The 25,323-nt window shown below is 55.6% G+C and carries 17 protein-coding genes; 12 read left to right on the forward strand and 5 right to left on the reverse strand.

Features of this window, described 5'->3' with window-relative positions:
• Positions 1-60: 60 nt before the first annotated feature.
• Together LAO76_26140 and LAO76_26145 are read right to left on the reverse strand one after the other, a co-directional pair.
• Positions 61-585, reverse strand: coding sequence for a hypothetical protein (locus tag LAO76_26140; protein MBZ5494419.1), 525 nt, complete (start codon positions 583-585; stop codon positions 61-63).
• 2 nt (positions 586-587) lie between these two features.
• The gene (locus tag LAO76_26145; protein MBZ5494420.1) at positions 588-1,196 is read right to left on the reverse strand and encodes a hypothetical protein; all 609 of its coding nucleotides are present in this window, start codon (positions 1,194-1,196) and stop codon (positions 588-590) included.
• On the opposite strand from LAO76_26145, the gene LAO76_26150 reads away from it, so the two are divergent.
• From LAO76_26150 to LAO76_26165, 4 genes are all read left to right on the forward strand, one after another.
• Positions 1,195-1,575, forward strand: coding sequence for a hypothetical protein (locus LAO76_26150; GenBank protein MBZ5494421.1), 381 nt, complete (start codon positions 1,195-1,197; stop codon positions 1,573-1,575). The genes LAO76_26145 and LAO76_26150 overlap by 2 nt on opposite strands.
• 537 nt (positions 1,576-2,112) lie before the next feature.
• Positions 2,113-3,132 (forward strand): hypothetical protein, encoded by a 1,020-nt coding sequence (locus LAO76_26155; protein ID MBZ5494422.1) that lies wholly within the window; start codon positions 2,113-2,115, stop codon positions 3,130-3,132.
• 493 nt (positions 3,133-3,625) lie between these two features.
• Complete coding sequence (locus LAO76_26160; protein MBZ5494423.1) at positions 3,626-8,839, forward strand: IPT/TIG domain-containing protein; 5,214 nt, start codon at positions 3,626-3,628, stop codon at positions 8,837-8,839.
• Positions 8,840-8,950: 111 nt separating this feature from the next.
• A complete protein-coding gene (locus LAO76_26165; GenBank protein MBZ5494424.1) occupies positions 8,951-14,290 on the forward strand; it encodes a DUF6531 domain-containing protein in 5,340 nt (1,779 codons plus the stop codon).
• 239 nt (positions 14,291-14,529) lie between these two features.
• On the opposite strand, the gene LAO76_26170 is transcribed toward LAO76_26165, so the two are convergent.
• The 3 genes from LAO76_26170 to LAO76_26180 all read right to left on the reverse strand — a co-directional run bounded on the left by LAO76_26170 (position 14,530) and on the right by LAO76_26180 (position 16,829).
• Positions 14,530-14,841, reverse strand: a complete 312-nt coding sequence (locus LAO76_26170; GenBank protein ID MBZ5494425.1) for a hypothetical protein — start codon at positions 14,839-14,841, stop codon at positions 14,530-14,532.
• A 134-nt stretch (positions 14,842-14,975) separates the two neighbouring features.
• Positions 14,976-15,392: a hypothetical protein gene (locus LAO76_26175; GenBank protein MBZ5494426.1), complete on the reverse strand. Its 417-nt coding sequence runs from the start codon at positions 15,390-15,392 to the stop codon at positions 14,976-14,978.
• Between the two features lie 48 nt (positions 15,393-15,440).
• On the reverse strand, positions 15,441-16,829 hold the full coding sequence (locus tag LAO76_26180; protein MBZ5494427.1) for a sigma-54 dependent transcriptional regulator: 1,389 nt from the start codon (positions 16,827-16,829) through the stop codon (positions 15,441-15,443).
• Between the two features lie 424 nt (positions 16,830-17,253).
• Here LAO76_26180 and LAO76_26185 point away from each other — a divergent pair, with 424 nt between their 5' ends.
• The 8 genes from LAO76_26185 to LAO76_26220 form a co-directional block, all read left to right on the forward strand.
• Positions 17,254-17,550 carry a hypothetical protein gene (locus LAO76_26185; GenBank protein ID MBZ5494428.1) on the forward strand — a complete coding sequence of 99 codons (297 nt, stop codon included), beginning with the start codon at positions 17,254-17,256 and terminating at the stop codon, positions 17,548-17,550.
• Positions 17,547-18,101, forward strand: coding sequence for a DUF4255 domain-containing protein (locus LAO76_26190; protein MBZ5494429.1), 555 nt, complete (start codon positions 17,547-17,549; stop codon positions 18,099-18,101). The genes LAO76_26185 and LAO76_26190 overlap by 4 nt, the downstream gene beginning before the upstream one ends.
• A complete protein-coding gene (locus LAO76_26195; protein ID MBZ5494430.1) occupies positions 18,098-20,356 on the forward strand; it encodes an ATP-binding protein in 2,259 nt (752 codons plus the stop codon). The genes LAO76_26190 and LAO76_26195 overlap by 4 nt, the downstream gene beginning before the upstream one ends.
• Before the next feature lie 19 nt (positions 20,357-20,375).
• The gene (locus tag LAO76_26200) at positions 20,376-20,744 is read left to right on the forward strand and encodes a hypothetical protein (GenBank protein MBZ5494431.1); all 369 of its coding nucleotides are present in this window, start codon (positions 20,376-20,378) and stop codon (positions 20,742-20,744) included.
• Between the two features lie 165 nt (positions 20,745-20,909).
• On the forward strand, positions 20,910-23,537 hold the full coding sequence (locus LAO76_26205) for a phage tail sheath subtilisin-like domain-containing protein (GenBank protein MBZ5494432.1): 2,628 nt from the start codon (positions 20,910-20,912) through the stop codon (positions 23,535-23,537).
• Positions 23,538-23,540: 3 nt separating this feature from the next.
• Positions 23,541-24,023, forward strand: a complete 483-nt coding sequence (locus LAO76_26210) for a phage tail protein (protein ID MBZ5494433.1) — start codon at positions 23,541-23,543, stop codon at positions 24,021-24,023.
• Positions 24,024-24,043: 20 nt separating this feature from the next.
• A complete protein-coding gene (locus LAO76_26215; protein MBZ5494434.1) occupies positions 24,044-24,541 on the forward strand; it encodes a phage tail protein in 498 nt (165 codons plus the stop codon).
• A 6-nt stretch (positions 24,542-24,547) separates the two neighbouring features.
• Positions 24,548-25,323, forward strand: a 776-nt coding sequence (locus tag LAO76_26220) for a hypothetical protein (protein ID MBZ5494435.1), incomplete at its 3' end; no start/stop codon positions are given.

A 25,323-nucleotide genomic window follows, 5' to 3' on the forward strand; every position in this document is an offset into this window, starting at 1 on the left:
AAAAGATTGCCCGAACAGCTTGCTCCAGGGAACCTGTAAAGTCGGCGCCTGTCACCGGGATTAGTGGAGGCGCTCCAGAGTGGAAAGGGCTTTCTCTTTATCTCCGGGGCTGAGTATGCCGGCTTTTGACCACGCGACTTTCCATGCGCGGTCAGCAACAATCGTAGTAGGCGTGGCAAACAAATCAAGCCTGGCGGCCACGTCGGCGGGTACGGCCATGATCAATTCCTGGTTCGAAGAAGCCGGACTGTTTTTCGGGAATTCAGCGGCGGAAGGAGCAAGGATCATGGAGTCGCAACCGTAGGCCCGCAGGGCGGCATCAAAATCTTGCCATGTCTCCTGGTCTTTCGCGCACCACGGACAGTGAATGCTCGTATAACGGATGGTATGGCACCCGTACCCGCTGTCTACCACGGGAATTCCGTCGGGGCTTATTCCGGAGACGGGACCAACTGTGGAGCCGGGAGCGGAAGCCATGTGGCGTTCATATTGGAAGCGAAGCCAATAATGAGCACCCATTGCCAGCATGTTCAGCGCCAGCGCCAGAATTATCAGCCGCCTGAACCATCGGTTGGTTCGGTCCATATTCATTGTGCCGCTCCCAATCGCAGTTCCGCGAGATTTCTGGGCGATTTTGGATAAGCGGCTTTGTACATTTTTCCGGCTGGAAGTCCCATTACTAGAACCTGGCCTCGGGCGTCGGCTCGCAGGAGCGCCTTCATGGCGGCATACTCCGCAGAGTCGATCAATAGAAAATGGATTTCGGACCCGACGGACAGCACGCGCGCGGAACACTCCGGCCCATCGCACACCCCCGCAAAGCCAACGTCGCCGGGATTTGCCTTGTCCGCCAAAGCCGCGTTCCAGAAATCTACATCGGTCTGGAACCGGCGGCCGTGCAGGACGAAGAAAACCAGCTTCCTAAACCGCACCGGCGGAGCGGAGATGAACGTCCCCTTTTCATCATGGGCTCCGAGAAACTGGAAAGCCTCGGGCCTCTCAAAAGGCGACAAGGACGCGCTGCTTAAGTCACGCAACTGCCGGGCGTCCTCAATGTCAAGACGAATGAGGAAGACCGCGAGGCAGAGTAGAGCGCCGAAAAGCAAGATATCAAGAATCCGCATGAGGCCGTCCAGAAAAAACTCGTCTGTGCTTCGATCAAGTATGATGCTGCCGTCATGTGGGGGCGGCAGCATGAAGTCACAGATTGAGAAGCAGTCCGGCGCATTGTTCTTCCCGATACAGAACGGTTGGTCCGCACCGCAGCACTGTCCAATTTTACCGTTCATTGGCGACGGCAACGATACTCTGAACACAACTACTGCCGTACAGGATAAGCAAAACTCCGGCGCCATTCACAGCTACTGGAATGAGCAATCTACAGTATCTGAGTTCGAGGAGCCGTCCTTCCCGAAGCACGTGCAGTTATTCAACCCTCCACATGTCCCTCGAGAGTTGGTGTTAGTGATGCAGAACGCTCCACGCACGCAGCCGCTGGCCTTTACCGGATGCGTAAAAATCCCGGCTCCGGCAAGCAATACCCCGACCATTGCAATCCGTAAGACTATCCTTTGAATGTTCATCACATGTTCTCCATTCATACGTGAAGTTACAAACAGAAATGCAGTCTAGCATTTGGAAACTATGGCCAGACTAATCCGAAAAATAATAAAGAAAAATTTAGTTTCAATCTGGGAAGCTGAGTTGGCATGATGGAAGCAAGGGCACAACGAGCAACCGTGTCGTATTCGGAAAAAAGTACTGGATTATTTTCGAACATTCGCGGAACGTCGGCGAACTGCCGGCACCTGACGCAGGTGTGCCCTGGAACATGGCCGCAGTAAGCTGCAGCCGCCGCGCTTGTTTGTGATGGCTTGATGTTCCGCATACTCTTGGATTATTGAAGAAAATGCAGCTAGTTAAAACAGAAACGATCCTCAATTTTCGACAACGTTCAGGATCGATAATGCAAGTCTTGCAACGTTAACCGGGCGAAGGATTCAGCAGTTTCTCTGGTTGGTGGAACTGACTCTTAATCAGCAGGTTGAAGGTTCGATTCCTTCCGCGCTCACCAAATCTCTTCAAAGCTTAGAATCTACGAGAGCAATTAATGTGTTCGACACGCGGCTAACCCGGCTGGCTGATGCGACTTCTATATTGCTTTTTGGCGGCGACGACGATCGCGAGATCGAGGCGGCTGTAACATTCCTGGACCGGTTGTTTCGCGACATTACCGGCCTGCGCGAAAACACAGCCGACCTGCGCGACCGTTCGGCCACTTCGTTGCCGGCGGGGGCGGCAATTTCTCCGCTGGATGCCGGGCGTTGCCTGCTGGATGCGCGGCGAACCGCCGTCTATTTGCGCGGCGTTTATCACGCCATTCAGGAGGCGCAGCAGCGGTTCCCAGGAGAGGTCATCCATGTCTTGTATGCCGGTTGCGGGCCATTTGCCCCGCTGTGTCTGCCTCTGTTGCCGCTGCTTGCGGGACAGGCGGTCCACTTTACCCTGCTGGACGTGCATGCGCGTGCAATCGAAAGTGTCCGGGCCATCATGGCAGCCTTGCGATTAGAAGAGGCGAACGTCGATTGTCTGGCATGCGATGCCACGCATTATCACGCCCCGGACCATCGCCCTTTGCATGTTGTCGTTAGTGAAACGATGCAGAGAGCACTGGGCGAAGAACCGCAAATAGCTATCCTGATGAACACGGTTCCCCAACTTACACCCGGAGGCTTGATGGTTCCTGAGATGATTGCTGTGGACGCGGTTCTCACCGATCTGTCACGGGAGCTTGACGGCAACGTAGCGAAGCCCTGGAGCGGACGCATTCCGCTTGGCCGGATTCTCGAGGTTGACCGCGAACGCGTCTGTGCGTGGTCTGAGGCGGGAGCATCGTTGCATTTGCCACCCGCACGAATCGCCATGCCACCAGTGGACGCGGCGCAATACTCACTGGTGCTGACCACCACTATTCGTACGTTCGGCGTGCACCTGCTGCGGGAGTATGAGTCGGGTCTAACACATCCGCTTGTGGTGAATGGCTGGCGCCCCGGTGAAGAGGTCGAGTTTACCTACCGCCTTGGCAAGAAGCCTGGGTTCCACCTGGAACGGATTAGGTATCAAGACAGGTGAGACGCCGCCTGTCTCTAGAAAATCTCAGCACCAAAAGTAAGCACGAACTCCATTTTTACAAGAAGGCTCTGTAGAAATCTGAAAAGCCCAGCCGATGCCGATAGCTACACCTAAATTCTTCACCACCAATCGGATATGAATAGGTGAATTCAATAAATTCCTGTATCCCCGATGGAATAGCCTCCTAAATCAGTATGTTGAAGATTTCATTCCTTCCGCGCTTACTAAATCTTTTTCAATAAACTATGTTGCCGATGAAAGCAACTGATGTGGTCTTGTGGGATCGGCAAACGAGAAGAAGCAATGATCCAACCTTCAAAGTTGCACTTAGAAGAGAATTATTCCCAGTTTGAAACAAAATTCCAAAACGGAGCAAGAATTAACTAATTAAAAATATTTCACCACTTTTCATTTGCAAATGCAGGTACTCTCATTCTAGACTCCCCGTCGTTTGCTAATCAGTAAAGAACGCCAAGAGCACGATTGGATTTCTATGTTGCGCAACCAGCTGACTGTACTCTCTCTCTTTCTTCTTGCCCTTCTGTTTCATGTCCCGCTGTTTTCGCAGACTGTGCCGCACATCGCACAGCTTAGCCCAGTGAGCGGACCAGCAGGCACGCTAGTGACCATCAGTGGTTCGAATTTCGGTGGAGCACAGAGCAGCGGAACAGTATCTATTGGAGGAATCAGCGCGTCCATAGGAAACTGGTCTGATACGCAGATCACGGCCGCGGTTCCTGACGGTGTCACGATTGGCAATGCAAGCGTGACGGTGACGAGTGGGAGTGGAAGCACAAGCAACGCAGCTGGATTTACAGTGGCTCAAGGAACCATTTTCCCCGGCCCTGTTTCCTACGCCTACGACGAGTTGGGCCGCCTGGTGGGGGTGGTGGCGGCCAGCGGTGACGCGGCCCAGTACACCTACGATGCTCTAGGCAACGTACTTGCGATTACACGCACTACTTCGAGCCAGCCATCCCTATTTACATTCAGTCCCAAGTCTGGGCCTGTGGGCACCCAAGTTACGATCTTTGGCGCTAATTTCAGCTCAGACCCAGCGCAGGACACGGTTTCATTCAACGGGACATCCGCCACGGTTACGTCCGCGTTGTCTACTCAACTGGTTGTGACTGTGCCAGCGGGGGCCACATCGGGAGCTATTACAGTTACTTCTCCGTCGGCGTCCGTTACAAGCGCAAGTCCGTTCACGGTTACAAGTTCCTCCGGCAAGCCGCGCATCGATTCATTTACTCCACAAATGGCCGCACCAGGAACGGCGATTACGATTGCGGGCGCGAACTTCGATCCGGCACCATCCAATGACCGGCTGATTATGAACGTGACACCGGCAGCGGTCCCGAATTCGGCACAGCCTACGAGCTTAACCATGACGGTACCGAGCAAGGCAGGTTCCGGGCATATCTCTTTGAACACGCCGGCTGGAACTACGTCGAGCACGGACGATCTATTCATTCCGCCGCCGGGTTACACGGTTTCGCAATTGGCTTATACGGGGCGTGCCGTTTCAGGCAGTGCCACCACGGTTTCTGTGCCGACGGCGAATGGGATTGGATTATTGCTATTTGACGGCGCGGCTGGACAGGCCGTGAGCATTGTGTCTTCCGCTCCTACCTTCAGCGGTTGCCAGATGCAGGTTTATGCGCCTGATGCCTCGCTGGCGGGATCAACCGCCTCGTGTTCCTCGCCGAGCTTTATGAGAGTTAGCCTGGCGACAACAGGAACCTACACTCTGGCCATTCTTCCATCGAGTGGAGCAACAGGAAATGTAACTGTGCAACTCACTACATTCAACGATGTAACCGGCCCGATCGTGATTGGAACGCCGCTCAGCGTTACCACCACGGTCCCTGGTCAAGTTGCGCGCTATATCTTCAGCGGGACGGCGGGACAACAGTTGAGCATGAACCTGAGTGGAAACACCTACGTCGGCTGTAATGCGGTTGTGGTGAGCGTGTTGCAATCCAGCGGGACGTCAGTAGGTTCAACGGGGGTCTGCAATGGCACTACGGGATTCATGGACTCCATCACCTTGCCGACTACTGGTGTCTATACGGTGCTGGTCAGTCCACAGGGCACTACCACGGGCAGCATCACGCTGCTTCTGAACACATTTACGGACGTGACAGGAACAATCAGCGTGGGCACGCCGCTTACAAGTACCACGACTACGGCCGGGCAAAATGCGCTGTACACGTTCAGCGGAACCGCTGGCCAGCAACTGAGCATGAATTTGAGCGGCAACACGTATGTAGGCTGCAATGCGGTTGTGCTCAACGTTTTGAAGTCAGATGGGAGTTCTCTGGCTTCGACCGGAATTTGCAACGGCAGCACTGGATTCATGGATTCGTTCACGTTGCCTGCGACCGGTACGTATACGGTGCTGGTCAATCCTCAGGGAACTACGACGGGCAGCGTCACGCTTCTACTGAACACGTTTGCGGATGTAACGGGAACAATGAGCGTGGGAACGCCGGTTACGGCGACTACGACTACGGCGGGACAAAACGCGTTGTTCACATTCAGCGGCACAGCGGGACAGCAGTTGAGTATGAACCTGAGCGGCAACACCTACACAGGCTGCAACGCAGTTGTAGTGAGCGTGCTGCAATCCAACGGAACCTCATTAGCTTCCACAGGAATCTGCAACGGGACCACGGGCTTCATGGATTCATTTACCTTGCCGGCCGACGGCACTTACACAGTGCTGGTCAATCCGCAGGGAACAACGACTGGCAGCGTCACAATGCTCCTTAATACGTTTGGAGATATTAGCGGGACTATCACGGTGGGAGTACCGCTCACGGTTACCACCACCGGTGTTGGCCAGAATGCGCGCTATACATTCAGCGGAACATTGGGACAGCAGCTAAGTATGAATCTGAGCGGCAACACGTATGTTGGCTGCAATGCAGTTGTGGTGAGCGTGTTGAAGTCTGACGGGACTTCTCTGGCTTCCACGGGAATCTGCAATGGCGCGACGGGCTTCATGGATTCGTTCACGTTGCCTGCGGCCGGTACGTATACGGTTCTGGTCAATCCTCAGGGAACTACGACGGGCAGTGTCACGCTTCTACTGAATACGTTTACAGACATATCGGGAACAATCAGCGTAGGAACTTCGCTTACGGCCACCACCACAGTGGCTGGACAGAATGCCCGCTATACGTTCAGCGGAACATTAGGACAGCAGTTAAGCATGAATCTGAGCGGCAACACATACGCAGGCTGCAATGCGGTTGTGGTGAGCGTGTTGAAATCGGACGGAAGTTCGCTGGCTTCCACGGGAATCTGCAATGGCAGCACCGGATTTATGGATTCCTTTACCTTGCCGGCCGCCGACACTTACACAGTGTTGGTCAATCCCCAGGGGACTACCACAGGCAGCGTTACGCTTCTGCTCAACACGTTTACAGACGTCGCGGGAACGATCAGCGTCGGCACACCGGTAACAGCCACTACAACGGTTGCCGGACAAAATGCTCGCTACACGTTTAGCGGGACCGCGGGTCAGCAGATGAGCATGAATCTGAGCGGCAACACTTATGTGGGATGCAATGCCGTTGTGATCAGCGTGTTGCAACCTAGTGGGGCTTCTGTGGGCTCCGCCGGGATATGCAACTCAACCACGGGATCTCTGAATTCCATTACCCTGCCGACCGCGGGCACTTACACCATATTGGTTGATCCGCAGGGAACAACTACTGGCAGCGTCACAATGCTTCTCAATAACTTTGCGGATGTAACGGGAACCATCAGCATCGGCACGCCGCTTACCGCCACCACCACAGTTGCCGGACAGAACGCTCGCTATACGTTCAGCGGAACTTCCGGCCAACAGCTAAGCATGAGCTTGAGCGGCAACACTTATGTTGGCTGCAATGCAGTCGTGGTGAGCGTGTTGCAGCCGAGCGGGGCTTCAGTGGGATCCACCGGCATCTGCAATGGCAGCACCGGCTTCATGGACTCCATTACTTTGCCGGTCACAGGCACTTATACGGTGCTGGTAGATCCGCAAGGGACAACCACCGGCAGCGTTACGCTGCTGCTCAACCCATTCGCTGATGTAACAGGGACTATCACTATTGGAACATCGCTCACGGCGACTACCACGGTTGCCGGGCAGAATGCGCGCTATACGTTCAGCGGAACATCTGGCCAACAGTTGAGCATGAATCTGACTGGCAATACTTACACGGGTTGCAATGCAGTTGTTGTCAGCATACTGAAGTCAAATGGAACCTCAGTGGGTTCTGCCGGCGCTTGCACCAGCGGTACCGGCTTCATGGATTCTATTACATTGCCAGCCTCCGACACTTATACAGTGCTGGTAAATCCCCAGGGCGCCACCACTGGCAGTGTGACAGTTCTACTGAATACGTTTACAGACATAGCTGGCGGGGCCGTCACTGCAGGAACACAATTCACTGCAACCACCACCACGGCAGGACAAAATGCGTTGTACACATTCAGCGGGACAGCGGGCCAGCAGGTAAGCATGAACCTGACCGGCAATACCTACACGGGTTGCAATGCGGTGGTGGTGAGCCTATCGCAGCCCAGCGGAGCAACGGTGGGCTCCGCCGGCGCCTGCACCGGCGGCACAGGCTTTATGGATTCCACTACATTGCCGGTCACTGGAACATATACCTTGCTGGTCAATCCTCAGGGAACAACCACCGGCAGCGTGACTGTCTTGATCAATACTTTCGGAGATCTCAGCGGCACGATGACTGTGGGAACGCCGCTCACGGTTACCACAACCGGCGTCGGACAAAACGCACGCTATACCTTTAGCGGAACGGCAGGCCAGCAGATCAGCATGAACCTGACCGGCAATACTTATACGGGGTGCAACGCAGTGGTGGTGAGTATATTGCAGCCCAGCGGAGCAACCGTTGGCTCAGCCGGCGCCTGCACGAGCGGCACAGGTTTCATGGATTCCATTACGTTGCCGGTCACCGGAACCTACACAACACTGGTCAATCCCCAGGGCGCCACCACCGGCAGTGTGACGATCCTGTTGAATACGTTTACTGACATAGCTGGCGGAGCTGTTACAGCAGGAACGCCGTTTACAACAACCACCACCACGGCCGGGCAGAACGCGTCATACACATTCAGCGGAACGGCTGGCCAGCAGATGAGCATGAATCTGACTGGAAATAGTTATGTCGGCTGCAATGCGGTTGTGGTGAGCATACTGCAACCCAGCGGAGCCACTGTGGGCTCGGCTGGCGCCTGCACAAACGGCACAGGTTTCATGGATTCCATTACGTTGCCGGTGGCCGGTACTTATACGGTTCTGGTCAATCCGCAGGGAACAACCACCGGCAGCGTTACTGTTCTGCTGAATAATTTTGCAGACGTCACAGGCACAATCGCCTCAGGAACGCCGCTTACTGCCACTACTACTGTTGCTGGGCAGAATGCGCGTTACACATTCAGCGGGATAGCGGCCCAGCAAGTGAGTGCAAGCCTGACGGGAAATACATATTCCGGCTGCAATGCGGTGGTCGTCAGCATTTTGAAGCCAGATGGAAGCACATTAAGTTCAACGGGCCTCTGTACTGGCGGCTCCGGGTCTATAGCGTCCGTCGCTCTTCCATCCACCGGCACATATACCGTGTTGGTGAATCCGCAAGGGACAACCACCGGTAGCCTTACTGTTGCGCTGACGTTGAATTGATGACGTTGAATTGATGTCTCCGCCGAGTAACAAGTGTTTTGCGGGGACTGCTGTGAAAAGGATTTGTTTGGCAGACAAGAGCATGAGTGAAGTTGCAGAAGGAGATCTTTTGTGAAAGCGCAAGGATATATAAAGGGTGTTGTCTCTGTCGTATTGATCTTGACTGTCCAGTTTCAGGCACAGGTATCCAATCTGGGGAACCTCGTGGTGCAGAAGCCGGACATGGCGCAATCTTCGCCCATCACGCTGCCTTTTGCTGGTCAAATCCCTCTATCCGCGCCGCATGCTTCAGCCATGCCCGTAAAAGCTCCAACAGGGAATCTCTCCTCTGGAATTCTTGAGCTCTCGGCCCGGCTTCAGTCTCCACCACAAGCTCCAACATCAACGGCCAATTCGCGGACGCAAGAGACGCCGTCGATCGTGAAGCAATCGCAATCAAGTACGCTTTTGCCAGACGGCCAAATTTTACTGCTCGGTGGCTTCGGCGCCGACCGCAAGCCCGTAGCGGACGCATATCTGGTAGATCGGTCCGGAAAAACAAAAAAAATCACGGCGCAGCTGCAGGTGCCGCGCGCAGGGCATACAGCAACTGTCCTGCCGGATGGAACCGTTTTGGTTTTTGGCGGCGTGAATGCTTCCGGAGACATTGTAAGCACATCAGAACTGTACGATCCGATTGCCGGGACTTTTGCTCCTATTTCAACCCGTCTGATACCCCGCGCTTTCCATTCTGCGACTCTCTTGACGGATGGAACGCTCCTGATTGCTGGCGGAGCTGTGCAGAACCACGCGTTTCCTGCTGATATCCAGAGATGGGACTATCGGAAAGGAACAGTAACAAGCTTTGATGCTCTTCTCGCAGTTCCTCGTGAGGGACATACCGCAGCCTTGCTATCAGATGGCACGGTGCGTCTGTCCGGCGGCACTGATGTATTCGGCAGGCCGGCGCAGGTGGATGAGATTTTCGATCCCGCAAGTAATCAGTTTCGGTCCGCAATTCCGAATGAACCAACGGTAGAAGATCAAAGCATATCTCGGATTGCTGCTTCAATTCCCGAGGACGGGGCAAGCGGCGTGGATGTTCAGAGTATTCTTGCCGTTCGTTTGACTGTGCCCCTGAACGTTACCACTGCCAGCAGCGCCAGTTTCACGCTAACAGATTTGAACGGCGTTACGGTGGCGGCCAGAGTTACTGCTGCCGAACAGGGCAGGCTCGTTTTCGTGATGCCGTCAGCCTCTCTGCAAGCAGGAAGCACTTACACTTTGCAGATCCGTAATGCATCGGATATTCGCGGAAATTCCGTGGTTGAATCGTCCATTACCTTTACTACGGAAGGCGAAGCTAATTCCGGCTTAGACCAGGGCTCCAGCAACAACGGGCCATCCACAACCAAATGGCAGAGCATGCCGCCTTTGCAGTCTGCTGCTGGTGATACTGCTTTGTCCGGCCAGGTGTTGAAGTTGAATGGCTGGCCGCTCGAGCACGTGACATTACAAATGGGCAACAAGCGCGCCCAAACCGACGGCACCGGGCGGTTTCTTTTAAGGGGTCTTGCCGCGGGTCATCACGTGCTGGTAATTGATGCACAAACCGCCACCGGCTCCAATGCAGCTTATGGCCGTTATGAAGTGGGCATTACCGTGTTGCCAAACAAGACCAATGTTCTGAATTATACGATTTGGATGACGCAGCTGGACATGGCCCACGCGGTTACCATTCCATCTCCCACAAGCAAGGAGACGGTCATTACCAACCCGGCGTTGCCTGGTCTGGAACTGCATCTGCCGCCGAACACTGTGATTACCGATGCTGCAGGCAAGACTGTCCGCCAGATCAGCATCACTCCCATTCCGCTGAATCAACCGCCCTTCCCGTTGCCCGCGGGAGTCAGGGTTCCAATCTACTTTACGGTCCAGCCAGGTGGAGCTTATATCAAGGTGCTGAATGCAGGGAATGGCCCTGCGGGGGCGCGCCTTATCTATCCTAATACATTCAACTTTAAGCCGGGAACACCGTTCAATTTCTGGAACTATGACGCAGATGTGAAAGGCTGGTTCGTCTACGGCAACGGCACTGTAAGCCCGGATGGCATCAGCGTAATTCCCGATCCCGGAGTTGTTCTGTATGAATTTACCGGCGCAATGGTTGGCGCTCCGGGCGATGCTCCACCGGTTGGTCCACCCGCAGGCTCGGGACCTGGCTCGCAGGATGGTGATCCCGTGGACCTCTCAACTGGGCAATTCATCTACAGCAAGACTGATATGTCGCTTCCGGACGTTGTGCCCATCAATTTGACGCGCACGTATATCGCGAATGACAGTCTCTCTCGCGCCTTTGGCATTGGCTTCACCCAGTCCTATGACATTTTCATCGTCGGGGACACATTCCCTTATACATATCAGGAGATGATTCTGCCCAGTGGATCGCGCATTCGCTTTGACCGCATCTCGGCCGGAACCAGTTGGACCGATGCGGTATATATCAGCACAAGCCCTGATCCGCTTTTCTATGGGGCCACTTTGCATTTCAATCCAAATAACACCTGGACCATTACGCGCAAAGATGGAACGGTGTATGTGTTCCCGGAATCTTTTGGTCAGACAAAGGCGCAATGCCAGGCTGTGATTCAGATTGTGGACCGCTATGGGAACAAGGTAACTCTGGATCGCTCTGGCTGTAACCTGACGCAGATCACCTCTCCCAATGGGCGTTACATTCAGCTCCAGTATGACTCGTCCAATCGCGTCATCAGCGCCACGGATAATATTGGGCGCACAGCGCAATACACGTATGACCCTGTGGGCAGGCTTTTCACCGTTACTGATCTCAATGGCGGAGTTACCACCTATACCTATACCGACCAGAATGAGCTGGCCACGATCACCGACGCGCGCGGCATCACATATCTGAGCAATCAGTATGACGCCAATGGCCGGGTGGTGCAGCAAACCCAGGGGGATGGAAGCACCTACCTCTTTTCCTGGGTACTTTCCAGCAATGCCAACCAGACCCATTATTACGAGAACGGCACTGTTACCTCAGGCACGCTATTTGAGCAGACAAATTGCTGGAACGGCACCAGCTACAATCGATATGATCCAGGCTGCCAGGAAGGTTATCAGCCGCTTGTAACGCAGGTGGATATAACCGACCCGCGCGGATATGTTCGCCGTGTCCAGTTCGGGTCATCCGGCTATAAGACCAGCGATACGCACGCCCTTGGCCAGCCGGAGCAGCAAACAATCACCTATTCCTATTATGCTGACAATTCTCTCAAGTCGGTGACGGACGCCCTTGGACGAACGACCAGCTATGACTATGACGCGCTCGGCAACAGGATTCGGACCACCCGCCTGGATGGCACTCCTGATGCTTCAACAACGACCTTCACTTATGAGCCATTGTTTCAGGGGATGGCCACGGTCACGGACCCGCTGGGACACACCAGCACATTCGGCTATGACGCATCCGGAAATCTAACGTCCGTTACCGATCCGCTAAATCATCAGACTTCTTTAACATATAACGCGAACGGCCAGATCGCCACGATTGCAGATGCGTTGAACAATACCGTGGAGATGGGCTACTTCAGCGGCGATCTTATCCGTATTACTGATCCTCTGGGGAACACGGCGACACGATTTGTCGATCTTGCGGGACGGCTGACCTCAACTACTGATGCCCAGGGCAACACCACGAAATTCCAATACAACGGCTATAACCTTGTAACCGGGGCGACTGACGCTCAGGGAAATAGCACCTCATATACTTATGACGGGAACGGCAACCTGCTCACGCTGGTTGATCCTGCGGGCCATACAACCAGTTATACCTATGACAGCTTGGACCGCAAGACCGGCAAAACAGATGCGCTGAACCGGCATGAGACATTCACCTATGATCTGAACGGGAATCTTTCGAGCCACACAGACCGTAAGGGCCAGGTTACAGCCTTTACTTATGACGGTTTAAATCGCCGGACCCTCGCCGGTTTCGGCGTGACGGTATCGGGTGGTGTGAGCAGCTACCAGAGCACGGTTGCTTACACTCGCGATGCGGGCAATCGCGTTACGCAAATCAGTGACAGCCTTGCCGGTAACATTACGCGAAGCTACGATGGTCTCGATCGTCTCCTTTCTGAAACCACGCCACAGGGAAGTATCGGCTACACCTATGATCTGGCAGGACGCCGCACAAGCATGACGGTCAACGGCCAGCCTGCCATCTCTTATTCTTATGACAACGCCGACCGCCTCACGCAGATCAGCCAGGGCACCTCCAGTGTTGGATTCAGCTATGACGATGCCAATCGCCGCTCTTCACTTGTATTACCCAACGGCGTGACGGTTTCATACACTTATGATCAGGCGTCGCATGTGGCTGGAATTAGCTATCAGCTTGGCGCCAATAATCTTGGCGGACTCACATATACGTATGACCAGCTTGGACATCGCACGCAGGTAAGTGGCAGCTTTGCCCGCACCGCGCTGCCCGCAACCGTGGTTTCGGCCACCTATGATGCCGCAAACCAGGTCACGAACTGGAACGGAACCCCTGTTAGCTATGATGCGAACGGAAACGTGCTCTCTGACGGCGCGAATACCTTTAGCTGGGACGCGCGCAATCAGCTCAGCAGTGCCAATGGAACAAGTCTTTCCTATGACGCCGTTGGACGCCGCGCGCAAAACCTTCAGGGAACATCGTTTGTTTATGACGGTTTGAACCCTGTACAGGAGCTTTCCGGATCGACGGTTACAGCCAACCTGCTGGCTGGTGGCATCGATGAAATTTTCAGTCGTACCGATTCTTCCGGTTCCTTATCGCAGCTCAAAGACGCACTGGGCAGCACTGTTGCCCTTGCCGATGTGAGCGGCTCCATTTCCGCTGCCTATACATACGATCCGTTTGGAACAACGCTGGTTTCCGGCCAGAGCGGCGCCAATGCTCTCCAGTTCACAGGACGGGAAAATGAAGGGAACGGACTGTACGCATACCGCGCCCGCTATTACAGCCCGGAGTTCCAGCGATTCTTGTCCCAGGATCCAAAAGGCTATCAAGATGATCCAAATCCTTATTTATACGCCAGAGATAATCCGCTTACTTTCGTAGACCCGCTAGGTCTGGATCCCAGCGCCAAATCCCCTGGGCGCGGCGGTCCGGGCAACGGCCCTGGCAATGGTCCTGGAAACGGTCCTGGTGCTGGTCCAGGCAACGGTCCGGGAGACCCACCACCTCCATGCGGTTTGCGATATAGTGGCGATCTAGCCGGCATTGTATCAGCCGCGGGTGGCTTGGTCATTACCGCAGGGCTAACCTTGGCCTTCACGCCAGTCGGGCTCGTGGCAGCTTCGTTGATTACGGCTGGCGTCGTGATTTTCGGATCGTTAGGTGTATATGCTCTGACAGCGTCATTTCTGAGCGACTTTCCTACAGGAACTTGTTCTAACTGACTCTCTGGAGTAGTTGTCAAATAAATTACGACGGGATAAAAATCCTTGCGTGGCGATCAGCTCCGCGAAGACATACCCGATACTTACGCCATGATTGCTTTCAGATTACCGGCAGTTAGTTTTGCAGCTACTGGCTTTGGCTCACGCGCAACGGCCATTCTTTGGATGGTGCTGCGCTGATCGGTGGTCGAAGTAGCTCTCGATCTGAGAACCCGAACTGTCCGCGTGTGCGCCCTCGTTCAAACGACAATCTTGAGCCCCGGGACCGAGATCAGCGAATCCGCGTCCGCGCCATGCACGGAAATGATTTCTCCGGTCTGACTGAAGTAATAAATCTTACCCGTAATAGGTCCAGTGACGGTCAGCCGGCCGCTGCCGGTGTATTGAAACTCGGCATCAACAAGATCTTCCAATCGGCTCGGTTCTGGCCGCGCAACTTCAGGGTGCGGGGACGGAGATTGGGCGGGCGCAATCGGCAGGGGTGAAACGAAGTACCCGGGTATCGGCTGCGGGTTGGGTGCCGGCGGCTGCGGCTTTACTGGATTCGCCACCGGCTGTGGCTTTACTGGATGCGCTATTGGATGCGGAACTGACCTGGGTGCAGAAGAAAGTCGAGCCGGAATTTGACTTTCCGTTCGTGCCAGCCTCTCAGCAGCCCTTTTCTTTCCACAGCAAGCCATGGCCTCTAATCCTCCTTTTGCGCCTGGGCGGACAGTGGTTCCTCATGCCAGATAGCTGGCGGAGGAGCATTGGGCCGTGACTGCAATTCCGAAGGGTTCCACATCGGGATGCTATGCCCTTTTTCCAATTCAGTCTGCTCCGCGGAAACGCGTTCCAGAAGTATTGCCCCTGCGGAAAAAGCCAGCCAGAGCAATATCCGTTCCTGCCATCCATGCCCCATCAGCCAGGCCATTGGCACGGCTATCCACAAGCTCAGACAATAGAAACAATCGAGCACGCTGCCGAAGACACTGTTTCCAGCCAGCCGACGCAGTCGCACAAGCAAGTCCCACGGCCCGTCTTCACCCCAGAGCAGGTGCGTAACTCGCCATACTGCAAGAATGGCAATGACTAGTGCAATGGGCGAAACGGTGATCAGCATAGCGTTCTGCCCACACGACAGTGATGCAAATGAAGAGTGGTTTCTTCCTCACCGGGTTTCAAATTGCATACGTTGTAACTCATATTTCCTCATTAACCGTTGCAGGGTACGGCGGTTAGTTCCTGCTTCGCGGGCAGCGCGGCTCAAGTTGCCATGATGGGCGAGGAGCAGGCTCACGATCTCAGCGCGCTCGAATTTAACGATGATCTGATTCTTGATTTCGCGCAGAGACCGAACCATGGGCACGGCTGCAGCTGATGAGGAAGAGGCATCTGTGGGAAGCTCAAGATCTTCAGCGTCGATCACGGAACCAGTCGACATGACAACAGCGCGCTGAATCACGCCTTCAAGTTCGCGCACATTTCCGGGCCAGCTGTAATTCTGCAATTTCCGCAAGCCGGCCAGGGTCAAGGTCTTTGCTTCCAGTCCTTCCTGCTTGGCGATCTTCAGGAGAAAATGTCCGGCAAACAGCGGGACATCGTCGAGACGTTCATGCAACGGCGGAATAACGAGATGGAGGACATTGAGACGGTGGAAGAGATCTTCGCGGAAACGATGCGCTTGTACCAACTCCCGCAGGTTGGCGTTGGTCGCGGCAATAATGCGGATATCGGCGGTCACAGTGGTGCTTGAGCCTAGAGGGCGGTATTCATGGTCCTGAAGAAAGCGCAGCAACTTGACCTGGGCGGACAGGCTGAGCGCGTCGATTTCATCCAGAAACAGTGTGCCGCCTTCGGCAACTGAAAGCAGGCCGCCATGGCTGCTATGGGCATCCGTGTAGGCGCCCCGCGCGTGTCCGAAAAGTTCATTTTCCAGCAGATGATCGGGCAGGCCGCCGCAATTCACCGGAATGAATGGATGTCCCTTGCGTGGGCTGCTGTAGTGGATGGCCCGCGCGAAAAGCTCTTTGCCGGTGCCGGTTTCTCCCGTAAGCAGCACTGTCATCATGGAGCGCGCGATTTGCGGTACTTTGGCGAGCAGACGAAGGAATGGTTCACTCTCACCCACCAGGAAATCCAGATGCAGCCGGGAATTCGGCAGAGGCGATGCCTGTTCATTCAGTTTTGTATTAAGCATCAGGCGCCGAGAGCGCACCACAATATCTGTTTCGCGGACGGGGCATTCCACAAAATCGTCAAGACCTTCAGCAAAACATTCCAGGAGCTGGCCCGGCGTATTGGATGCGCCGCAGAGCACTCCCAGAATTGGTACATGCTTCCAGTTAGCGCGCAACGTGCGCAGGCTTTCGAGCAAGCGCTCAATGCCCAGGGTGCGCAGGATTACCAGATGAGGCGGTTGGCTTGCTTGTTTGGGCGTGGTCGCAGAGAGGCACTCACTTTCAAGCCATCTACCGACTCTGGAAGACAAGACGCCGCAATTACCGCCGGAGCAGGTGCGTTGACCCAGATCGATGAATAAAACGCGTTCGCGCTTCATCGCCGCTTACCTGATTTCATTATGTAGCGAAGGACGCAATCTTATCATTTTTCCCTGTTGGAAAAATTAAGAAAATGTTGGCAAGAGATATTTCCAGAGCAGGAATGCTCGAGAAGGTAAGCAGGAGCCGCTGAACATAGTTGCAAACCCCACAGGGAAAGCAATCGCTCAAACCAAATGATTTTATAACCTAAGGTGCGCGCATCGCTTGCGACAAGTCTGCCGCACCATCTGCCTGAACGCCATTTTGCAGTTTTCGCACAGACTTGTCCTGCTCAGGTGCGGTCTAGTTGTCACACCTGCACCGCCGTGGCTCCATCCCCGAACAATCACAAATTCAAAAGGCCCGCTGTTGGCGAGCGAATGGCAGCGTCCCATTTGCCTGCGCAACAGATGGAACGCTGATTGCTTAAATCAGAAATCGATGCCCGAATTCCATGACCTACCGAAGACGGTCAGGCGGGCGATTCACGAGATCGTGCAATACATGACGCAGCACCCGGAAGCACGGGACACGGTGTCAGGTATTCGCGATTGGTGGTTGCCCCCGGGCAGCAGCTATACGTCAGTGGAGTTGCAGGAAGCGCTGGACACACTGACAGGATGGGGCTGGCTGGTGAAGTACGCGCTCGTGAAGCAGACAGTGGTCTACGGAGTTGCAGAAGCTGTGCTGGATCGGGCCAAAGAGTTTTTGAGAAGGACGACTGATCAAGAATCATGAGCGATTTCCGGGCTATCAGCGGAATAACAAAAAGTCTCGCTGCGTTTTTGAAGGCGCAGACGGGTGTCGATGTCGAGAACCAGAAAGCGCCGTCGGACACTATTTCAGACTCTAATCCGCTCATCCACCTGTATCTCTACCGGGTGGAGTACAACCCGTTTTTCACCAACGGCGACGAGATCGTAACGTCGCCTTCAGTGCTTACCGGGCCACCAGTGGGCTTGAATCTCTTCTACCTGGTCACGCCGTATGGCCCAACCCAGCTCGATATTCAGGTCACGCTGGGAGAAGTCATCAAGGTTTTCAATGACACGCCTTTTATTCCGCCGGCAAATTACGATCCCAGCCTGACCAATGTGATTGAGGAACTCAAAGTCATTCCACACATGCTCACGCTCGATCTGATGACTGAACTGGCGCGGGTTTTTGGGCAGAGACACTATCGCCTCTCGATGACATATGAAGTTTGCGTAGCTCTGGTGGATAGCGCGGTGACCCGCAACGTGACTCGCGTTGACGAGCGAGTCCTCAAGGTGAGGCAACTGCGATGAGCACAACGATGGTACAGGAGCAGAAAGACATGGCGGAGAACGGGGCGGTCCCTTACGCGAACGGCATGGAACTGCTGCAACATCTCTGCCAGCTCCTGGACGAGCGTCTGATGGATCTTGTGGAAGAAATGCCTGCGGCCCGTCAGCGCAACGATTTCAGTCTGAGCGGAATGGTGGTCTCCGACAAGGAAGCCAAGGAATTGCTGGGACGGCGCGAGCAGACATCCGCGCGGTTTAGATCCGGCTTGTTGTGGCAGGCGACAGAGGAACGCAGAGCCGGCAGCCAGATTCAGAGCGCGAACCTTCCGCTGGCCACCGTACAGGAGCGGTTTGGCTTGAGCCCGTTCGAGGTGGAGTGCATGCTGGTGTGCATCGCCCCGGAACTGGAAGTGCGCTACCAGAAAATTTTCGGTTACGTGAATGACGACGTCACGCAGAAATATCCATCGGTCGATCTGCTGCTTCGGCTGCTGAGCACGCCGGATGAATCGGCCGCTTGCCGTTCGCGGCTTACGCCCGCCTCACCCCTGTTACGCGATGGGTTGCTGGTCTGGGTTGAAGAGCAAGCCTCTGGTTCGCCGCTGTCACGTTGCCTAAAAGTTGATCCAGCGATCGTGCAATTTTTGTTTCAGGATTACAAGCTGGATGCGGAACTGGAATCAGTGTGGCTGGAGCGGGATTATCCGGCGGAAGCCAACGCGCTGTGGTCAACACATACCGATACCGCGCGCAGCATAAACTCTCATATCACACGCTATCGGCAGCAGGAAACCATCAAGCGCGAGCGGCTGGTGATTTCCGTGATCGGGCGCAGTGGCTCAGGCCGCCGCCATGCCGTGGAATCAGCCTGCTGGCAGGCGGGCCTGGGAGTGATTGCGCTCGATTGCGCACGCGTGATCAAACATCCCCGTCTGGAGCAGGTGATCAGGCGGGCGTTTCGGGATTCGCTCCTGCATGCTTCGCCGCTGGTGCTGGGCAATTTTGAAGCCGTGCTGCAAAACGTGGAGCGAGGCGCGGAATTCCGGACCGCGCTGGAGCAGCAGATCGAAGAGCGTGGCTGGATTGTCTTTGTATTGCGTGAAGAACAGGAATTAGGCAATGCCTGGTTTCCGCGCCATCGTCATGTCGCCATCCATGTCCCCGAACTTTCGAATGATGCGCGCAAAAACCTTTGGGCTGCGCTTCTGACGGAGTTCTCGCCGCTGGCCGCCGGGGAAGTTGATGAAATCGCCGAAGCCCTGGCGGTGAAATTCCGGCTCTCGGCGGGCCAGATCGCCATAGCATTCCGGCGTTGCGCCCACGTGCTGGGCGGCAAAGATCCGGACACGTCCACATGGCGCGCGCAGCTGCACACGGAAGCAGCCCAGATTTCCGCGCCCAGGCTCGGCGCTCTGGCCAAAAAAATCAAACCGCTGTATCACTGGCCGCAACTGGTGCTGCAGGAAAAGAAAAAGGAACTGGTGCGTGACGTGGTGCGCCACGTGCAACAGCGCCGCCGGGTGATGGAAGAGTGGAATTTCAATTCGCTCATGAGCCGGGGCAAGGGCCTGACTGTATTGTTCTCAGGCCCACCGGGCACGGGTAAGACCATGGCGGCTGAAGTAATTGCCAACGCGCTGCAGATGGACCTCTATCGCATCGATCTGGCGGGCGTGGTCAGTAAATACATTGGCGAGACGGAAAAAAACCTTTCGCGCATCTTCCGCGAGGCGGAATACTCTGACGCGATCCTGTTCTTTGACGAGGCCGACGCGCTGTTCGGTAAACGGTCAGAAGTAAAAGACGCGCACGATCGTTACGCCAACATAGAAATTAACTATCTGCTGCAGCAAATTGAAAGTTTTGAAGGCGTGGTGGTGCTGGCCACCAACATGCGCCAGCATCTGGACGAAGCTTTTCTCCGCCGCATCCAGGTGGTGGTGGAATTCCCCATGCCGGCTTACGAGGACAGAGTGTCCATTTGGCGGCAGAGTTTCCCGCAAAAAGCGCCGCTCGATCCAGACGTGGATTTCAACTTCCTGGCGCGGCAATTCGAACTGGCCGGCGGGCACATCACCAACATCGTTTTGTGGGCGGCACTGCTGGCTTCAGAAGAAGGCACGGATATCTGTATGCGGCACTGCATACGAGCCACGCGCCGCGAACTGGAAAAGATCGGGCGGCGCTGCATGAAAGAAGAATTTGGGGCCTATTCGGGACTGCTGGAGCCGGGTCCCGAAGCGGAAATGAGAATCGCAACGACCAGGCTGTTCTGAAAGAAGAGGAGAAGCAACGATGGCATGTCGAATTCAAAACCTGGGCAAACACAAGCTGGCTGTGGACCTGCGCGGCGGCGGTGTGATGTATGTGCAGTCCAACCAGATTTCTGCGCCAGTGCGGGAAGAACTGCTCTACGACAACGTACACCTGGCGGCATGGGAAGCCCAGGGGTTGGTGCGCCGCATCGACGCCAAAATGGCGGACGTGCTGGAGCACGAAGCGCGGGCCGCGGGACATCCTGCAAAAGTAAAACCGGCTGCGTCTGAAAAAGCGCCGGCAGAAGAAGAGTCAGCAAAGGCAGCGACAGACGATGACGACGGTGGAAATGAGGCCGGCGACGAAGAAGAAAAGAGTCCAAAGCGGTCTCGAAAAGCGCCCAAGTAAAGAGTGGAAAAGCCCTGGGCACAAGCCCTTGAAGAAAAGAGCAGGAGAGGGGCAAGCATCATTTGAGCGGCAGAAACAGAGTGCTCCCGAGAAGGCGCACGGCAAAAGAAACAGAGCGGTATTTAGAAATTGGCAATATCAAAAAGATCGTGAACAGGAGGAAATATGGCAGAGTACCTGCATCCGGGAGTATTTGTTGAAGAAAAATCGAGCGGAGTCCGCCCTATTGAAGGCGTTGGAACTTCGACAGCAGCTTTTATTGGGGTGACCGCAAAAGGCGTCCCCAATAAGGCGACGTTTATCACCAGCTGGGCCCAGTTCGTCCGGGCATTCGGCGACTTGATCCCGAGCAGCTACCTGCCCTATGCGGTCTCACAGTTCTTCAACAATGGCGGCAAGCGCTGCTACATCGTGCGCGCGCTCAATGTGGTCAGCTCGATTGCGGCCAGCCGCGATCTGGCAGACCAGGAAACCGCGGCGCCGCGCAACACGCTGCGCGTAACGGCCAAGGGTGCGGGTTCCTGGGGCAATGGCCTGCTGGTGACGGTGCAGAACGCTACCAACAACCCGACCACCGAATTCAAGCTGGTGATCGCACAGGATGATCCGGCAAACGTTGTGGAGCTGTTTGACAGTCTCTCGATGGATCCAACGTCCGCCGATTACGTAGAGACGGCCATCAATGATATTTCAGACTACATTACGGTAAAAGATCTGGGTGCTTCGGAGATCGTAGGTTTTGCGCAAAAAGTCTCAACCAACCCCCTGGCCGATCCGGTACCGTTTGCGGGCGGCGGTGAAGCTATTACCCTGGAAACCCCTGACGGCACGGTCACCCCCGTAACGTTTACCGGCAATGTCCCCCGGGCGACGGTGCTCACGCAGCTCAACACAGCCTGGGCGGCATTCAATGTTTCGGCTTCGCTTGATGCTACCAATCACCTGGTGGTCAAGAGCATCAGCGCGGGCTTCGACAAATATTTCATTCTGGGAGGCGCAGCCACGGCGGCGGCGCGTCCGCTGGTGGGCCTGGCAGGTTTTGCCGCGGGCACGGGCCCGGCCATTGGGGCCACGGTGAAGAGTGCGGCGCAAGCAACCTTCGATACAACCGGTGGCAACAACCTTCTCAACATAAGCGCGCACGGTGACGCTCTACCTGTCATCACGCTCACGCCGAGCGCCACGCATACCGCGACCACGCTGGCGTCTGAAATCAATACTGCTCTCGCTTCCACCGCCAACGGCCTGCTTGCGGTAAGCACACAAGGCAACCGCGTGGTGATTTCCACGGTGAACAGGGGCGCCGCTGACACTTCACTGGCATTGAGCGGAACCGCAGCGGCCCAGTTGCAATTCCTGAATCTGGACCGTACGGCGGCCACAACCACTGGCCAGGGCCGCAGTGAAGCGGCTTTCGTGCAGAGCGCACCCGGTCCGTTTGCGCTGGCCGACGGATCGAATTTCACCATTACATTGAACAATGGAACGCTGACGAACCCGAATGTAGTTGTGACGGTACCACTGGGCGCAGCGAATATCGCCAACCTGGCTCAGGCCACGGCCACTGAGATCGCGGCGGCGATCAATGCAGCCAGTGCAAACGCGATCCTGCAGCTACCGCCCAATACCGTCACGCCTCAGGGCACTATCGCTACCGTGGTGGCCAATCGCGTAGTGATTACCCAGCCACGCAAGGGCAACTTCTATACTCTGCAAGTTGCAGATGGATTGAAATCTCCCAACATCCGCCTGAAGTTTGACGCGTCAAGAAACTCGGGATATGCAGAGGGCGATGAAGGTTCGCCGTATCTGCGGCCAGCGTCGAACATTGATGGCCTGGGCGTGATCCAGCCATGGCAGCTGCTTGGCGGCGACGACGGTCCGCCAGTCGGCGATACAGATTACATTGGCAGCGCAGACCTGAAAACCGGACTACATGCTCTTGATGATGTTACGGACGTGAATTTTGTAGCAATTCCCGGCATTGCCAGTCCGGGAGTGATCAGCCAAGCGGTGGGCTATTGCAGCATCCGGCGCGATTGCGTGATGATTGCCGACTCACCAGGCAAAACCACGAAAGATACACCCATCACTGATCCTTCGCACGTCGCGGATTTCCTCTCAAACAAGATCACCACAAAAACCAGCTACGGCGCTTTCTATTACCCGTGGATGCTGGTGAATGATCCGGTGGGAGCGGGAAAGAATCCCACACGCTTTGTACCGCCTTCAGGATTTGTGGCCGGCATGTATGCGCGCATCGATAACACGCGCGGCGTCTGGAAAGCGCCGGCAGGCACTGAAGCGAACGTGATCGGGCCGTTGGACCTCGAATATTCAGTCACTGATTCCGAGCAGGACATTCTCAACCCTATCGGCGTGAACTGCATCCGACACTTCCCGGCATCGGGCCTCATTATCTGGGGCGCGCGCACGATGGGTACGCTCTCTGATCCGGAATGGCGGTATATCCCGGTGCGGCGCTATGCGATTTACCTGGAGCAAAGCATCTATCGGGGCACGCAGTGGGCCGTTTTTGAACCGAACGATCAACGGCTGTGGGCTGCGCTGACAGCCAACATTTCAGACTTCATGATGGGTGAGTTCCGGCAGGGCGCGTTGGCGGGCACAACACCACAGCAGGCATTCGCAGTGAAATGCGATGCCGACCTGAATCCTGATTCGGAAGTGAACGCAGGCCGCGTGAATATGGAAGTGAAGTTCGCGCCCTTAAAGCCGGCGGAGTTCGTGATCATCCGCATCAGCCAGAAAGTGCAGACACCGGGGTCGTAAGCAATGGCGCGCGCGTCACAATTCGATCCCTATCGCACATACAAGTTTCGCGTGCGGTTCGGAGACACCACGGTAGCGGGCATCACCAAAGTATCGGCGCTTACCCGCACCGTGACCCCCAACGAGTTGAAAGAGGCGGGCGACCTGTTGTCGCCGCGCAACAACCCGGGCGGAGTCCGATATGAAGACGTCACGCTGGAAAAGGGCCTGAGCATGAACAATTCGTTTGAAGAATGGGCCAACGCGGTGGTGCAGTTGCAATCCGATCCGGGTTCTGTTTCAGGCTTCAAGCGCACGATCTTTATCGATGTGTTCGACCTGAAAGGAAATCCGACAGACCGGCAGAGCCAGCCAATCGCAAGTTACAAGCTGAACCGCTGCTGGATCACAAAGTACACGGCGCTGCCCGAGCTGGACGCAAGCTCAGGCGGCGTTGGAATCCAAAGTGTCACCCTACGCCATGAAGGCTGGGAACGGGTGATTTAGACAACCAGAAAGGAGTTTCAATGCCGCCAAGAGCATCATCAGCAGATCCGTTTAGGAAGTTCAAATTTCGCATCAAGGTGGACCAGAAAGTAGTCGCCGGGCTTACCAAGTGCTCGGCTATTACGATCAGTGTTGCCAACCAGGACTTCCGCACGGGTGATATCGACAGCTTCAAGCAGAAACTGCCCGGCCAGGTCTCATTCGAGCACATCACGCTCGAGCAGGGCATGACGAACAACCCGGTCTTTGAAAAATGGGCGACTGCCATGAGCAACTACCTGGGTAATAAGGGCAGCGATGCGGAGAAAACGCCGGATGATTTCCGCAAAGACATCGACATAGAGATTTACAACCTGAAGAACGAGATGGTGAAAGCCTATCGCGTTTACAACTGCTGGGTTTCGAAATATTCGGTGGGCGACCTCGATGCCAACTCCAACGATGTGCTGATCCACACGCTGGAACTGCAGAACGAAGGCATTCAGTTGCTGACACCGATCGGAGGCGCCGCGGCGTAATCGCTTATGGCAGCCATCGCCATGGAACCGCAAATAACTTCCGCAGCGGCGCTGCCCGGTGAAGACTGGGCGGCCGGCCGCCTGGAGCTGCCGGGCGGCGTGCTTGACAGCCGCGGCCAGTGTTTCAAGACCGTGATGGTGCGGCCTCTGACCGGGCGCGACGAAGAACTGCTCGCCGACCGCCGGTACAGAAATGCCGCACAACAGGTTTCGGAATTTCTGGCGCAGGTGCTAGTGGAAGTGCCAGGGCTGGACAAGCCGGTGAGCAAGGAACTGATCTCAGAGATGCTCATTGGCGACCGCGACTACCTGCTGCTGCGCTTGCGGCAAATTTCCCTGGGTGACCAGGTGCACCAGGTGATGCGGTGCCCCGCCGCAGCCTGCGGGCAGAAAGCGGATGTGGAATTCCTCATCAGCGAGCTTCCGGTGCGGCGGTTGAAGACTGTGCAGCAGCAGTATGAGTTCGAGCTTTCCACGCCGTTGCGGAAAGACGATCCAAAATCGGGGCACGTCACGCTGCGTTTGCCTACGGGACTCGACCTGGAAGCCATTCTGGATTGCAAAGACGTGAATCCGGCGATGGCCAACACAAAGTTGTTCGCGCGCATTGTGAAGAAGCTGGGCCGCGAATCGCTCAGTGAAGCCGCGGCGCGTGAACTGCCACTGCGCACCCGATCCGAGATCACTGCTTTTCTCAACAAGATCACGCCCGGGCCGGAACTGAAAATCGAGGTCCAGTGTCCGCATTGCCGGGCTTTGGCATCACCACCACGCCGGGCGTG

Source organism: Terriglobia bacterium (genome assembly GCA_020072645.1).
GTDB lineage: Bacteria > Acidobacteriota > Terriglobia > Terriglobales > Acidobacteriaceae > Angelobacter.

Excerpts from the sequence above, each read along its gene's own strand:
- LAO76_26200 (MBZ5494431.1), top strand. The coding sequence starts at position 20,376 with ATGGCATGTCGAATTCAAAACCTGGGCAAACACAAGCTGGCTGTGGAC.
- LAO76_26210 (MBZ5494433.1), top strand. The coding sequence starts at position 23,541 with ATGGCGCGCGCGTCACAATTCGATCCCTATCGCACATACAAGTTTCGC.
- LAO76_26150 (MBZ5494421.1), top strand. The coding sequence starts at position 1,195 with ATGAAGTCACAGATTGAGAAGCAGTCCGGCGCATTGTTCTTCCCGATA.
- LAO76_26215 (MBZ5494434.1), top strand. The coding sequence starts at position 24,044 with ATGCCGCCAAGAGCATCATCAGCAGATCCGTTTAGGAAGTTCAAATTT.
- LAO76_26205 (MBZ5494432.1), top strand. The coding sequence starts at position 20,910 with ATGGCAGAGTACCTGCATCCGGGAGTATTTGTTGAAGAAAAATCGAGC.
- LAO76_26180 (MBZ5494427.1), bottom strand. The coding sequence starts at position 16,829 with ATGAAGCGCGAACGCGTTTTATTCATCGATCTGGGTCAACGCACCTGC.
- LAO76_26190 (MBZ5494429.1), top strand. The coding sequence starts at position 17,547 with ATGAGCGATTTCCGGGCTATCAGCGGAATAACAAAAAGTCTCGCTGCG.
- LAO76_26185 (MBZ5494428.1), top strand. The coding sequence starts at position 17,254 with ATGCCCGAATTCCATGACCTACCGAAGACGGTCAGGCGGGCGATTCAC.
- LAO76_26160 (MBZ5494423.1), top strand. The coding sequence starts at position 3,626 with ATGTTGCGCAACCAGCTGACTGTACTCTCTCTCTTTCTTCTTGCCCTT.
- LAO76_26195 (MBZ5494430.1), top strand. The coding sequence starts at position 18,098 with ATGAGCACAACGATGGTACAGGAGCAGAAAGACATGGCGGAGAACGGG.
- LAO76_26145 (MBZ5494420.1), bottom strand. The coding sequence starts at position 1,196 with ATGCTGCCGCCCCCACATGACGGCAGCATCATACTTGATCGAAGCACA.
- LAO76_26140 (MBZ5494419.1), bottom strand. The coding sequence starts at position 585 with ATGGACCGAACCAACCGATGGTTCAGGCGGCTGATAATTCTGGCGCTG.
- LAO76_26175 (MBZ5494426.1), bottom strand. The coding sequence starts at position 15,392 with ATGCTGATCACCGTTTCGCCCATTGCACTAGTCATTGCCATTCTTGCA.